Origin of the sequence: Pseudomonas yamanorum (assembly GCF_900105735.1) — a bacterium.
Taxonomy (GTDB): Bacteria; Pseudomonadota; Gammaproteobacteria; order Pseudomonadales; family Pseudomonadaceae; genus Aquipseudomonas; species Aquipseudomonas yamanorum.
In genome coordinates this window covers 1186569-1201579 of record NZ_LT629793.1, presented here as the reverse complement: position 1 = coordinate 1201579, position 15011 = coordinate 1186569, and the positions used below count along the sequence as shown (strand labels likewise).

Below are 15011 nucleotides of genomic sequence, written 5' to 3'. Positions count from 1 at the left end.
CCGTCAATCGGTTGGTTCGCTCCAGCCTTAATCTCACTCAATAGCTGCGAACGCATGTATGTGTTCGCAGTGGAGTTATCATCATGTTCAACCACCTTACTGTCTTTAGCGTTGCCGTGCTGAGTGTCGCACTAGCCGCCTCTCAGGTCGCTATCGCGGAAGAAATGCAACCCGGCACGGTCGCCAGTTACGTTTTCGGGACTTCATATAGCCCTGTGGCGCCTGTCTCCGACGGCCAGGCCCAAGTGGTCTACTATCGCACCGGCGGCATGGGGCAACAGAAAGGAGCCGCTCACGTTTACGTGGACAGCGAGTTCCATACTGGCCTGTTGCCGGGCGGCTTCAGTACGTTTTGCGTTGTACCAGGGAGTCGTACCCTCGGGGCCTACCTCAATGATGCGCCGGCATATAACGGCAAAAACGTCGATCTGTACTCTGCCAACTTGGAAGGTGGCAAAACCTATTTCCTGCGAGTACAGGAAAATGGTAACGGCGCCCCTCAAGGAGTGACCCGTGAAGAAGCCGAGCGGGAACTGGTCGGTAGCCGGGCCCAAGTACAGGCACTCTCCCGTGCCTCTAAAGTTCAGGTATGCAACAACCTGCCGCTGCCTGAGGTGCAAGCTGTGCAATTCAAGGACTATGCGTTGTCGGGCGACGTGCTGTTTGCGTTCGGTAAGTCGGGTAAACGGGATATCAGCTACAAGGGGCGCACAGCGATTCGTGAGTTGATCACTCAGTTGCACCGCGAGCATGCCGTACTCGACCGTATTGAAGTGGTCGGCCACACCGACCCGATTGGTTCGGATATGGCCAATCAGGCATTGGGCATGAAGCGAGCGCGAACCGTGCGTGGCTTGTTGGTTGATGGTGGCTTAACGGCATCCTCGATCAGCGTCAGCAGCGCGGGCAGTAATAACCTCGTCACAGAAGAGTGTTACGGCAGCAAAGCCGAGCAAGTGGCGTGCAATGCACCAAACCGTCGGGTTGTGGTTCGAGTAGACGTCAGCGGCAAGTAAGCGCGTGCGAGTCAATCAAGCAGAAACGCTGTCAATGTGGCGACGGAGCTTGCTCCCGCTGGAAGGGTGACGCACGCCTGAAAACGGCCCTGCTGCGCAGCCCCACGGGAGCAAGCTCCCTCGCCACGTGCTACCGGTATTCTATTTATTGCCTAATAGGTCGTCAGTCCAACACCTAAGCCGCAGCCGTTAAATGGCTGCGGTTTCTTTCTGAATTATATGATCGGCATCGCTGTTGTGGTGCTCACGGCGGAGTCACGCCCATGATGTTGCAAACCGGGAAAAAAACCGCGGTGCTGTTGAGCGCGGCACTGTTCGCCAGAGCCCTATTGGCCGACCCAATTGCCAGCGTGACGGGCAAAGTTTTTGATCACACTTACGTCAGCGTCCCTCCGATTGGAGAAGACCAGGCGCAAGTGGTGTATTACCGAACGGAAGAGGGTGTGCAGCGTAAAGGCGCCGCGCATGTTTATGTTGACCGCGAGTTCCATTCTGGCCTGTTGCCGGGTGGTTATTCGGTTTTCTGCCTTGTACCGGGCTCGCATACTCTAGGTGCGTATCTGAACGACACTCCTGAGTACAAAGGAAAACGTAGCGACTTGTACCAAGCCACATTACAGGGCGGTAAAACCTACTATTTGCGCGTGCGCGAGGATGGCAACACCTTCCCGCAACCGGTCGCGCGTGAAGAGGCGGAGCGTGAACTGCTCAACTCGCGCAACCAGGTGCATGCAATATCGCGTGCGTCCGGTGTCGAGACTTGCCGCCATTACGAATACCTCGTTGATGAGTCGCGCTTTAAGCGTTACGAATTGTCTAGCGATGTGCTGTTTGCCTCTGGCCTTTCTTCTCGCCAGGATATATCCGAGGCAGGGCTCAAGACCGTGCGCAGTCTGATCGACGAGCTGCGCGAAGATCATGCACAGGTGCGTCACGTTCAAGTGGTGGGGCATACCGACCCTATGGGGGACGAGGCGGAAAATCAACTGTTGGGGCAGGCCCGGGCCGATACGTTAAAGGATTTGATGATTGCGGGCGGGATTCCCGAATCACTGATCAGCGCGGTCAGCGCTGGCAATCGTGAACCCGTGGTGTTTACTTGTTATGGCAACCGGATACGGCAAGCGGCCTGCTATGCGCCCAATCGGCGAGTGGTGGTCAAAGTGGAATTGGGTAAACCGGTGGAGCTGTAAGCCGATCAATCCTCGCCCACCCCTTCAGCGCCAAGTCGCAGTGCGTTTTTTTTAGGACAGGTCTCATTCTGTCGAATGCTGCCTTTAATCAGAATTGTCCTACCGGGTACCAATGGGCACTCCGTACTTGTCGCGCAGCCTATGACCCCCTTATTCCATCGTGATCGCCGCTTGGCGCTCCGACTTCAGGATACCTGTAATGACGACTGATGCGCCTGTTGGCTCAAGCGTGGAGGCTGCTGTTTTGCCTGCACCCCAGACAACGATTCAGGACACGCTGCTACAAAGTGTGTCTTGGATCTGCGACCACTACGCCGTAGGCAAATCCGCCGAAGCATTGACCGCCGGCTTGCCCAAGGGAGGCTTGCTTGTGCCTTCGCTTGCGCTCAAAGCACTGGCCGCCGCCAACCTATCGGCCGGCCTAGTCAAACGCAGTGCACAGGCGTTGCCCATACAACTGGTGCCGATGGTGCTACTGCGTCAAGAGCGGGGGGGCTGCATTTTGCTAGGACGTTCGGTGATCAAGGATGACGATGGCAAGAAGGCTTTTCTCTACCAAGCGATCCTGCCGGAAATTGGCTGCGAGCCCGTCGAACTGGACCAGGCCAGCATGGACGCGATGTACGCCGGCCACGCAATTCTGGTCAAGCCGCTGGCCAAAGTCGACCTGCGCGCCGGTGACGAAACTCCACAGCCGGCTGGGCATTGGTTGCTCAGCACACTGTGGCGTTATCGCAGCTACTACCGCAGCGCGGCCATTGCGGCGGTTTTGATCAACGTGCTGGGGCTGGCAAGTATTTTCTTCACCATGAACGTGTACGACCGTGTAGTACCGAACCAGGCGTTTGTCACGTTATGGTCGTTGGGCGTCGGCGTTGCATTGGCCATGATGTTCGAGGCCGTCGCGCGGTATGTACGCGCGCATCTGCTGGACATGGCAGGCAAGAAAGCCGACTTGGTCTTGGGCACGCTTCTGTTTCGTCAGGCGCTGTCTATTCAGATGGAGCATAAACCCGCGTCGTCTGGTTCGTTTGCCAATCAGCTACGCGAGTTTGAGTCGGTACGCGACTTCGCCACCTCGGCCACCTTGGCCACGCTTTCCGATTTGCCGTTCGTATTGATGTTCGTAGGGGTAATTTTCGTGATTGGCGGTTCGCTGGGTTGGGTGCCGATGCTGTTGATTCCGATAATTCTAATCATCAGTATCATCATCCAATGGCCGTTGGCGCGCACCATGCAAGAAAACATGCGCGAGGCGTCGCTCAAGCAAGGTGTGCTGGTAGAGTCGGTCGAGGGCCTTGAGACCCTGAAGGCGGTCGGCGGTGAGTCCTATATGCAGCGCCGTTGGGAAACTTTCAGTGCGTTATCGGCGGCGACGTCGATGAAGTCCCGTTCTCTGTCGAGCATAGCTACTGGCGTGGTGGCGTTTTTACAGCAGTTGCAAACCGTAGTGTTGATCATCATCGGCGTATACCTGATTGACGCCGGCGATCTGACCATGGGCGCCCTCATCGCTACGGTAATGCTAGCCGGTCGCGCGACAGCGCCGCTGGGGCAAGTGATCGGTCTGGCTGTGCGCTTTCAGCAAGCCAAGGCGGCTTTGAAGTCCTTGAACGGTTTGATGGCCATGCCGATGGATCGCGATGCGACCCGTGAATACCTGCCAAAACCCTCACTTTCAGGGCAGATTACGATCAAGAGCGCAGGTTTTTCATACCCCGCGCCGGACATGCAACCCAACCCGGTCGTACTGCAGGACGTAAATCTGAGCGTGGCAGCCGGGGAGCGCGTGGCAATTTTGGGCCGCATAGGTAGCGGTAAATCCACTTTATTGAGGGTGATGGCGCGTTTGTATTCGCCGACTCAGGGGCAGATGTTCACCGATGGCTTGGACGTTAACCAGATCGACCCGGCGGATTGGCGCAAAGCGGTTGGTTATGTGGGCCAAGATGCCCGGCTGTTCTACGGTTCGCTGCGTGAGAACGTGATGATCGGCCGCCCGGAATCCACCTCCGAGGAATTTTTGCGAGTGTTGCGCCTGACTGGCCTGGATTATGTAGCCGCCAAGCATCCCAAGGGTATCAACCTGCCAATCGGTGAGTCCGGCGAAGGCTTGTCGGGTGGGCAGCGTCAGCTAGTATCCCTCGCACGTAGCTTGTTGGCCCGGCCAAAACTGTTGCTGCTAGATGAACCCACTAGCGCTATGGACACGCAAACTGAAGCGCTGTTTCTCGAGCATCTCAAGCGCGCTACCGAAGGCCAAGCGCTGGTGGTGGTAACTCACCGTCCCTCGCTGCTGACTCTAGTTGATCGCATCGTGGTGGTGGACGACGGCAAGGTGGTGGCCGACGGCCCGAAAGCTGAAATCCTCGCGAAACTCTCTGGTAAGTCTGAAGCGCCAGCCACCAGCCCCATCCGTCGCCGCGCAGCCCCCGCTAAACCCCAGGGAACCGATGCAACACCGAAACCGGCGCCAACATTCCAGGTGGGTGAAAGCCATCAGATTGGCGACAAGCATTTAGCAACGCCTGCAGCCGCAGCCGTGCAGGAGGTAGCATTGTGATATGGCAATATTGGGGTAAAAGTGCCAGGGCTAGCCTGGAACCCGGCGATGCCGCGTTCATGAATGACGTGAAGGAATCGCTGCTGTCTCAAACCACCCCCGGTTCCAAACTGGTTATCTACCTGATTGCGGTGGTGCTGATCATTGGTGTGGTATGGGCCAGTTTTGCGCGCGTCGAAGAGATCACATTGGGCGAAGCCAAGATCATTTCATTGAGCCGCGAACAGGTGATCCAAAGCCTGGAAGGAGGGATCCTCTCTGAGATGAACGTGCGCGAAGGCGCGATCGTAGAGAAGGGTGAGGTACTGTTGAAAATCGACGCCACCCGTGCTGAATCCAGCTATCGGGAGGTGCTTTCAAAGGTGATCGGCCTGAAGGCCGCCATTACCCGTTTGCGCTCCGAGGCTTACCAGCAACCGCTGGAGTTCGAGGAGATGGTCAGGCAGGATCCAGTGGTCATGGCACAGGAAGTGCGTGCCTATGAATCACGCAAGCGTTCACTCAATGACAGCGTCAGCGCGCTGGAACGCAGTTATGCATTGTCTTCCCGCGAAATCCGCTTGTCCGAACCGTTAGCGGCAAAGGGGCTGATGTCGGAAGTGGAGCTGTTGCGCATTAAGCGTTCTGCCAATGATATTAAGTCGCAAATTGTCGAGCGCATCAACAAGTTCCAGGCTGAGGCCAGTTCCGAACTGGCGAAGTTGGAGCTGGAGCTTTCGCAGGTCAGCGAAAACCTTGTGGGTCGTGCCGACATCCGTGATCGCACAACCATCACGGCCCCTGTACGCGGCACGGTTAAAAACGTGCGAGTTAGCACCATTGGCGGTGTTATTCAACCTGGCGAGCACATTCTTGAGATCGTGCCGCTTGAAGAACAGCTGTTGGTCGAGGGTAAAATCCGCCCCTCCGATGTAGCGTTCTTGCGCCCCGGCTTACCGGCAACGGTAAAAATCACCGCATATGACTATGCCATTTACGGTGGCTTGAAGGGCACGGTTGAACACATCAGCCCGGACACTTTGAAAGATGATCAGAAAGCGGCAGCGGGCCGTCCCGACGACACATATTACCGTGTACTGGTGTTGACTCACACCAGCGAGCTGACGGCAGGCGGGAAATCGCTACCGATCATTCCGGGGATGGTTGCGTCGGTTGAAATCCGCACGGGTGAAAAGTCCATCCTAGATTATTTGCTCAAGCCAGTGCTCAAGGCTCGCGAAGCGTTTCGGGAGCGTTAATCATGACTACCAATCAATTCCTGCAGCGTGAGGTGCGGGCTCAGAATCTGTTTGCCCCGTGTAATCGTTTAGCTTTGTTGGGTGCGTTATTGCTGTGCTTGTCGGTCAGCGCTTCGGAGAGCGTGACTGCTGAAGAATTACTGGAATTTGTTGCGCATGCGAAAACTGAGCCGCAGCAGTCAGCGGGAACCATTGGGGCCATGCCTGCTGCAACGCAACAACCGTCGATGCCGAAAACAAAGTCGCAACCCAATGCCAAAGTTGTCAAGACGGCGAGGTCGGGGAGCGGCATATTGGAGTTTTCGAAGATCGCAGACCCAGACGCCGTAAGTGTCTCTCCCTCACGTGCGAAGCCAATACGCGTAGACAGTCGCTTGGTTATGGAGGGTTCTCCGGCTAAATCGAGCCCCGTTTCGACTTCAGCGCCAATGACTCGTTCAGCAGCGGTACCCGGAGTTTCAGCGCTTGCTGTCACGGCGCGACTGGCTGGCAGGCAAGGTTATGTCTCAGGCCCTTCGGAATCGGAGCTAAGGGGGATATTCCACCGTGCCGTCCAGGCAGCCGCCGAGCGCAGCCCAAAGGTGCAGCGCGCACACGCGGAACTGGCGGCTGCCAATGCCGACATCGACGAAGCCAAGGGCCAGCGGTTTCCCCAAGTCGACCTCGGCACAACGGCAGGCTCAAAGAAATTCGGCTCCGGATCCGAAAATGGCGAGGAAACCCGTAGCGGAATCAATCTTAATGTTGTCACGCCCGTCTACGACTGGGGCAGGATCCGTAACACAATCGAAAGCCGCGGTCATCTCGCTACGGCGGCCACGGCAGCTATTGAGGCAGAACTGGAAAATTCAGCCTTTGAAGTGACCAATACTTTGGTTGAGCTGGGCAAGCAACGAATAATTTTCGACATCAGCCAGCAATACGTAAATCGCATGGATGAATTGGTGAAGATGCTGGCCGGCATCGTTGCGGTGGATAAAGGGCGTTCCAGTGAATTGACCCAAGCCAAGGCCCGTCTGCTGCAAGCTCAAGCAGCACGGGACTCAGCCGACACCCGGGCCAAGGACGCGGAAATAAACCTACGTAAACTTGTGGGTCAGCGGCCGATCATGATACCTCGTACTAAAGAGTGGAATATCCGCTTGGCGAATCTCGATCATCTGCTGTCCTTGACCGAGGATCACCCGATAATCAGCCAGGCTAAAGCTCAGACAGAGTCTGCAGAGTACCAGGCAAAAGTCGTGCGTTCCGCCTCGCTGCCCCAGCTAAACTGGGTGGTGAGCAAATCCACGGCTGAGGACGCGTTGGGGCAAGAGCAGCCATGGGAAACCCATCTGGCCGTCACGTGGGGCGTCTTCCGTGGTGGTTCGACACGAGCGTCTGAACGGGCGGCATTACAGCGAGCCGAAGCCAGTCGACATGAGGTTGAGCAGCAGCGGTTGGATCTGGAGTACCGCATCCGAACAGCCAACCACGAGGCCAAGACATTTCTCGAGCGTGCTGAACTCTATCGCGACCTGACCGGGGAGTCCGACGGGATTCGCGTGGCTTTTTACGAGCAATGGTATCACTTGGGAAAACGTACTTTGCTGGACGTGCTGTCTGCCGAGAGCGATCACTACGGCAACCGGGTGAGTGAAGTCACGAATCGCTTTGATGGTTACCAAGCGATCTTGCGGCAGTATGCTGGAGCGGGGGTGCTAGCAGGTTGGTTGCGGGGTGTATAAGAAGGGGTTGACTTGTCAGGGAAAACTCCACGTAATTTACATACGGCCTCTTGTTTTTGGCTCAATCACAACAGTGCGGATCAATCATCCTCTCTCCTCACCTACTTACGGGTACTGCTCGCTGAATATCAAAGTGAGCTGAAAATAAAGTTGAATCGGATTTTGCTGGTATCAATAATTTTGGCTTGAATCTGCGGGTTCAGCGTCAGCACAAAGAGCTTCATTCCAGCTAAAGGTGAATGCTGCCTTAATCAATAAAGAGGGCTTTAATAAACATAGTCCAGCCAATCTGCAGAGGGTGGGTAGGGCGCGTTTACCAAAATACGTAGGGAGTAGAAATAAGGATAAGAATGAATTTTATGGGCTGTCTAAGCCGTAATCATGGAAGTTGATGGCTATACTTTGGGTGTTAAAATTCACCTTGTTTGCCCGGCTGCTTTGGATCATAAAATCACCTGTGAAGTTGGTTTTTAAAATATGAATATTGGTTTGTTATCTTCAGAGGCAGTGCGATATCCAGTCGCTTGGATGATTTTTCTGAATGGTGGAGGTGTTTTAAGAAGCTTTTATTTGGTTAAATATAATCCGGATCAGTATGCATTGCTGCCTACTTTGGCTTTCTGTATTTCAGATGCGGATCGTCATTTCTAATATTGCATTTGAGTCCATGATATATTCTGATAGTGTATGTTCATCTTCCAGAAGAAAGGGGTCGCAATATAATCGTTAGTCCTTTGTAGCGTGCGCTGGTCAATATATTCAACTTTATTTTTGATTTTTTCAAGTAAATTAACCGGTTTTATTTACATGTTTTGGAGTATGCATTTTGAGTGCGCAGAGATTAATTTTCAGCGTAAACTGTAATCCTACACGCTGAAGATCCAGATAAGATGGCTCGATATCGTTCGTTTATGGCGACCAATAAATTTTGTAAGAGATGGGCTTTTAGGAAAGCTGGCCTGTTGTGCGTAAGGGTAGAATAATTGCACAGTTCATGTGGCATCGCGTGGGTGAGTATGTTTTCTTGAGATGTAATAGTGATAGATCTATGCCTGCTGCAGCGCTTTTGTTCTGAGGATTTCTTTAGTTTCTCTTTTCAATACGCGTGGGACAAAGTTGGCGTTTATCGTAGTATCTCCTGTGATCAGCTCTGCGGCAACAGCGCTTTGTAAGCGTCAACCGATAAGCTTGCGGCAATCGTTCAAATACGTGTCGTAACCACATATGGGCTTGGGTCCTTGCTTAATCCTTGCGATCTTGTAAGGCTATCGATCTGTGCATTGGCGGTGTCGCCTTTTGATATATCGCTAAACAGATCAATCCTACGGACTATTATAAATCGAGCGCTCCATCGGCAGCGTTGTTATCGATCGGTAAAAAACAGCGTCTATGGAGCCCTCCAAGCAACTCCAGTTATATCTACATATAAAGCCGTCTTTCCCTGCACGCGTTGCGGCGTCAATTAGGATTGCGTTTCACACACACACACACACTCATTCAGCCAATTTTTCAACTGGGACAGGATATCCTGGCTCTTTCTGACAACTGATAAGTCGCTAGCTGACCTCTTTAGCTCACGCTCAATGCCACTCTGTTTGCCGATCGTCGTCAGGAAGAATCGGCTCTTGGATCTTGCCCTGTGCAGTACTATCTGGACACCGATGTATTTACGAAACATATGCTCCATGCGCTCCAAGCGGTTCTCGTCCGGATCCGGCCCATAGTATTGCGCGGTGCGTTCTAGGCGGTATCCTGTGGCTGCATCTTTTCGATCCGGCTTTTCAATAGCGCTAGTACTGGCAGGCTTCCGTGATGAACGGATTTAGTTTCTGCATCACCGCATCTCTTCGGGTCGCGTTCGGTGCTATAAACTTGTTGATGTTTCAATGCGATTTCGCGCCCCATCTTGCCTTTGGGCTGCATTTTCTGAACTATAGCGAACTTGCGACGAACATGAGTCCAGTATCCTAGGAGCTCAACTCCTGACTGAGCGCCCAGCGCGTTATATCCAGCGTAATCAGTGGTCATCACATCACCACGGCAGCCATCAATTGAACGATAGGCCCGACCTCGCTCGGCTCGCGGAGTAAACAAAAAGTATTACAGGCTATCGCGCATTAAACTCAGCCGTGGCTTGTATTGCTCACTGTACGAACGTGTTTGATCACCCGGACTTGCATGGACATGATTTCAAACTGATCGATGATCTCCTCGCCAATGGCTTATTTGTGGCAGCCGCAGATGCTGATGCAGGTCAGGTCATGTTCAGCCAGTTCGTGGATGGCTTCGATACGAGGCAAATAGGCTGGCAATGGCTTGCGCTAGCACGGCGCTGAAGGGAGCGACGACGCTTATCAGCGTCTTCGTTGATGGTTTCGGCGACGCTTCCTGCTTCGTTGCAAAGGCCAACAAAGGCATAGCAGGATCAGCTGTTTGCTCGGACACTGCGTCCAAGCAAACGCTGGCGAATAGCGCATTTTTTCTTCCAGATGATCAATTCGGCCTTTATTAATTTCGCGCTAAACTAGCATCTGCGCGAGCTATTGCTTGAGCAGCATAAGGTCGTCGGGACGATCTTCAGGCATCGAAATCATGCCCTGGATATACCGAATCAGGCCACGAATCGCGGCGTCAAAACCTGATGAGGGCGGTTATACCAGAGGTCAAAACCGATCATGGCGGATGGGCTCCTGAGTAACGGGAGCGCAACAGCGACATCAGTTGAAAGCTTTGAATGTTGGGTTCGTTGAGCGCTTTCAGTTGATCCCGTCGGGAAAGGCTGTTGCCTTCGGCAAATTTTGTGGTCTCTGTCTCTGCAGCTCAGTCCCGTTGTGGCTCAAATGTACCAGAGGTGTTCTTCAATCCAGCTATGCATATATTTTAACTAGGGATCGGGCAGCAAAAGGGCTTTATGTGTAAACAGCGTTTCAGATGCCTATAGGTGGTTATATGATTCTGAAATTCGATAGCGAATTCTCATTAGTGCAAGTAATAACCAAGGGCCATAGGATGGTTATGCTGATGTGCTTCAATTGCAACAGTAAGGTAGCAACTGCTGCGCAGAAATCGCCATGCATCGGAATGCCAGCGCGGATTACCTGTGCCGTTTAAGAGGCCGCCCACGGGGGAGCCTGCGCACGTATAATCACGAGGATGCGCGCCCTTTGGTAGCGCGCATGTGTAACAGCCCCAAGGCGTGCTTAGAAGGTATACAACCCTTGCTCCGCGCTGTCCATTCCAGCCAAGGCCTGACGGCGTCAGATGCGTGGCTTTTTGTTACGCTCTCTTGCCCTGCGCCCCGGGGGGCTCGGATACGCTTGAGCCTTGCAACTGAGTCACTCGTTGATTCCGCACCGCATCTTTTTGCAGCTGCGAGTGCTGGATGGTCATCAGCATCTGCTCAGCCCGCTGCGCAAGCCGTTGCTGCTGGTAGTACCGCTGTTCCTCCCGCACCTGCGTTTCACGGGTTTGTTGAGCAAGGTGATTCTTTTCACGCATCCGACGTTCAATGACCGCCTGTTCGCGTTCCATTTGCATTACGTCGCGTCCCCACGTACTTGAGCTTGAGGTGTTCGCACGATCTTGTCCGGGAGGTACTAGTGTTGCCGAATGAGCCGGTGTCTGCTGCGGTATCCGCTGCTGCGCTCGAATGTCTGGCTCAACGCGGTTATAGGTGACAGTGCGCTTGCCTTGATCGGCATGCACAGTAAAGCCCATAAAGGATGCTGCGCTGAAGGAGTCCCCGCGCGCGTTTTTCAAAGTCATCACCGGCAAGCCCGAGCGCTCATGGTGGTATAGCGCATCGATCACCGGAGGTTGATACCGTGTCGGTGCTCTGGCGCCGGGCGCTGTTGACAACAACGGCGAAGGGCTGCTGCCTCGGTGATAATTGACAATAATTCCCGGGCCCTGCACTGGTGGCGGCGGAACCTCAACACGGATGGGTTGGCCCTGACGGTTGAGTGCCTGGATCACGACGCTTTTCTCGCTAATCTCATAGGAGGGGGTAAAGGTGCTGTTTGGCAGCGTCAGGCTGCCTGCCACTGTCGCGGAATCACTTACGGCTAGACGCTCGGAAGTGCTGGGTAGTCCCCGGTCAGTACCATAACTGACGCTGGAATACCCGAGTGCTGTGTTCTCCCGGTGCGCGCGGGACTCGATCGCTTTTAGCTGGTTACCCGCCTGACCCTTTTCCGCCACTGGGGCCAAGATGGCCTGTATAAGCTGAATGCGCTGGAAGTCCCATGCTTCAGCGCGATTGCGCCTGTGTAAGCTCGCCAGTTCTTCATCTATGGCCAATTGATGGCGAATTTCTTGAGCATAGGTTTTTTTCTGAAACTTTGATCGGTCGGCCAGCCATTGGTTCTGACTCTCGAGGCGCTCGCCGATGACTTCGAGATTGTAGTTGGCGTCTAGCCGCCGGATCTCCTTATCGTGCTGCAATGCCCGCCAACGAGCGCTCACTCCGCTGGTTCCCGCTGAGTCGCGTGCGTCCAGCGCCTGTAAGTGGTCGAAGTGCGAGCCAAGGCTGGTGTGCAACGCGTCGATATCGACCGTATTCAGGTAATTAGCTGGCGCCGATGGCATGTTTACCGGTGCTGTGGCATGAACGGTGACACGGCTGCCGAATAACCAGTTGCGGTGTTTGCTGATTCGAAGACCCGCGTCGGCCATTTCGCTCAACAGCCGCTGATGAGCATCCCGGGTCCCCAGAAACGGCATCTTACTTAGTGCCAGTAGATGATTTTTGACCGCAGCACCGATGGCCTGTAATTGTACTTGGGACAGGCTCGGGTGACCGAGCACGTCTGCCATCAGCTCGACGTACACGGCTTTACTGGCCTGGGCGATGGCCGGGATCAGACGCACGGGTAATAGGGTTTGAGCCGGGCAGCCCGCTTGGCCAAACCACAGCTGGGCTGTTCGGGCGGGGCTCAGGAGGCCTTGACGCAGCAGGTCGCGGGTGAGGGTGGCCACATAGCGCATTGGTTCTGCTGCCTCGGCACCGTACCCGCGTCCGCGGGATGTATCGCTTAGCAATGTTAGTTTGGCCAATTGCTTTAGCAGGGCCTGGTCGGTGATTGTACTTTGTTGAATAGGCGGCGAGGTGTGTTGAAGGTGCTCGATTAGTATTAGCGCGTTACTAACGGTAGGCGTGTGTAGGAAATTTTCCCTAGAGCGCTGGAATTCGATTGCGCTATAAACATCTGTATCATCTTGATCAGGTATATAGCGTTTGACAAAGCTAGGATTCAGCAAAGCTGTATCAGAGAAACGCTCTGCCATTATTTGGGGTGTCAGCTTATCGAGCTCATTGTTTTCTAGGTCATTGTCTGGATCGCAGGGTATAAACAACTGAGCGAACTCTTGGTGTAAAAGGTTTTGATCAGAGTAGTCAGAGTGTGGCTCTTCGGTAATAACGGAATCCAGCCAGCGTTTGGTCTGGATATCCATTTTATCAGGATCTTCTATTTGCTGAGAGGCACGCTCTGTTATATGCTGCAGTTCCATAAGTCTCGCTTGATGTTCTGCTTCACGTAACGCACGGCGTGCAGCTCGCTCAGCACTCCTCCCCTCATAAATCTCCGTTTCTTTATCCGAGGTTAAGGCTCGAAAGTCCGCTTTCTCTACTGCACCCTCGTGGTGGAGTAAAACGTCACGTCCATATGCGGACGCTAGGGCCGCAATTGAGTCTGGGTTATTGAGTCCTATTGCGCGACGGAAACCCTCAGAGTTTTTTGCGAGTTCACAGATTTTTGTTCCTGAGCAGGGCCGCTCACCGGCTTCCCTGGCCATACTGCTATAGCTTCTTTTGGGGCCACCTCCTTTTTTCAAATCCGCGAGATTTTTTCTTGTAAACTGCTGCTCAGGATTGCGATACATTTCCGCCAGAACGTTCTGCTGGTCATCTAGGCTTCTCTCTGTATTTTCCCTGTTAATTCTCCTGCCGGTCAGGTCGATGTCATATTTAAGAGGTGAGTATCGATAATCATCGGAGTGCCGAACGAGATGGACTGCTTCGTGAATAAATGTCTGTATTTGATTAATGGAGGATGAGGATAATAGTCTATGGGTAATAATCATTTTTTTTTCGGGGTCATCAACTTTTACGGCGGCCAGTGTATCGTCTACATGCCTTCCGCTCACTAGGTAAAGCCTAGTTAGAGAATTGTTTTTCAGATGACCGATTTCTTCCCTGACTTTATTGAATACTTCTAGCAATTCAGATTTACTGGTATTAATGCCCTCAGGGGTATTCTGCCCTAGCAGGTTCTTGATTGCAGTCGGACTTGGGTCGCTATCGTTAGCAAGATTCTTTATTGCGGCATCCAAGACTAATAATGTTTTATCAAGTGACTTTGTGAGTTTTTCTCCTTCGGCTGGATACTTTGAGGCTATATCAGTTAAACCTACTGCGTTAACAGTGCTGATCCTTTTTGGCCACATTTTCATTTTTTCTAAATCAACCTCAGGAGTATCTGAGGCCGTACTACTGATTGTTTTTGAAAAACAGGCAGGTTCGTTATCGATCGTGGGAGGCTGAGTTAGCAGTGATGTTTTTACGACTGTTCCAGATCCCGGCGAAGGGTTGACTAATGATGGCTGGGGGTTGATTGGATACATTATTCACCTTCATGTTGATTTAACGGTTGGCGGAACCGAGGGCAACACAGCCCGAGTTAATAGTAAGTACTTTTTAAAGCGGGAGGCAGGCAGCGAAAGAATCCAGGAACTCCCATCGAGTGATTAAAGTAAGGGGAAATCAGTGTTGTCGTCGATTTTTTGGTGCGAGCCGCTATCGGCCAGATTTAATCGGTGTTGATTGAGCCTTTTTTTGGCGAACCCTGAGCACTTCCGAGTGTGATAAGCACACCGATTTTAGATGGTCTAGGTTCTGTAACTCTGTTGAAAATTTGAGAGGTATTCACAGCGACGCAGCGATGCTTTTTCCCTTCAACATAGACAGTGTCATCTGTATGGTACAGACAATCTGGGCGGTGTTGAGGTCGTTCATAAAATGAGTGCACTCTATGCAGCTATTTTTGAGGTAAATATCCCGATATCGGTTCTGCTCTGGTGCGCTAATTATTCTGGTAAGTATATCTTATCTTAACTGCCAATCGATCAACCCAATCGCTAGGTGTTTACAGGTGACTGTAATATCAGCGGCATCCTCGAAGATTTAACTTAGAGCGTGCATCTTTTCGACATTTGACTGGGGCGCTGAGTGCTGAATAAGACTTCAGTTGAATAATTGCTTCTACGAGGGCCTC

At 53.0% G+C, this 15011-nt stretch carries 6 protein-coding genes and 1 pseudogene; 5 read left to right on the top strand and 2 right to left on the bottom strand.

Annotated elements, in window-relative coordinates; all coding sequences use genetic code 11:
* Positions 1–83 precede the first annotated feature (83 nt).
* The 5 genes from BLU46_RS05975 (at position 84) to BLU46_RS05955 (ending at position 7737) form a co-directional block, all read left to right on the top strand.
* On the top strand, positions 84–1016 hold the full coding sequence (locus tag BLU46_RS05975) for an OmpA family protein (protein WP_093199764.1): 933 nt from the start codon (positions 84–86) through the stop codon (positions 1014–1016).
* 263 nt (positions 1017–1279) lie between these two features.
* On the top strand, positions 1280–2209 hold the full coding sequence (locus BLU46_RS05970; protein WP_231988878.1) for an OmpA family protein: 930 nt from the start codon (positions 1280–1282) through the stop codon (positions 2207–2209).
* Between the two features lie 199 nt (positions 2210–2408).
* Complete coding sequence (locus tag BLU46_RS05965) at positions 2409–4772, top strand: type I secretion system permease/ATPase (RefSeq protein ID WP_093199760.1); 2364 nt, start codon at positions 2409–2411, stop codon at positions 4770–4772.
* Positions 4773–4831: 59 nt separating this feature from the next.
* Positions 4832–6010 carry an HlyD family type I secretion periplasmic adaptor subunit gene (locus BLU46_RS05960; protein WP_231988877.1) on the top strand — a complete coding sequence of 393 codons (1179 nt, stop codon included), beginning with the start codon at positions 4832–4834 and terminating at the stop codon, positions 6008–6010.
* 2 nt (positions 6011–6012) lie between these two features.
* On the top strand, positions 6013–7737 hold the full coding sequence (locus BLU46_RS05955; protein ID WP_231988876.1) for a TolC family protein: 1725 nt from the start codon (positions 6013–6015) through the stop codon (positions 7735–7737).
* A gap of 1743 nt (positions 7738–9480) precedes the next feature.
* Here the strand turns inward: BLU46_RS05955 and BLU46_RS33690 are convergent.
* Both BLU46_RS33690 and BLU46_RS05940 read right to left on the bottom strand, forming a co-directional pair.
* A pseudogene (locus BLU46_RS33690) lies at positions 9481–10268 on the bottom strand (IS66 family transposase); the annotation flags it as partial.
* Positions 10269–11013: 745 nt separating this feature from the next.
* Positions 11014–14361, bottom strand: coding sequence for a hypothetical protein (locus BLU46_RS05940; protein ID WP_157721284.1), 3348 nt, complete (start codon positions 14359–14361; stop codon positions 11014–11016).
* Positions 14362–15011: the final 650 nt, after the last annotated feature.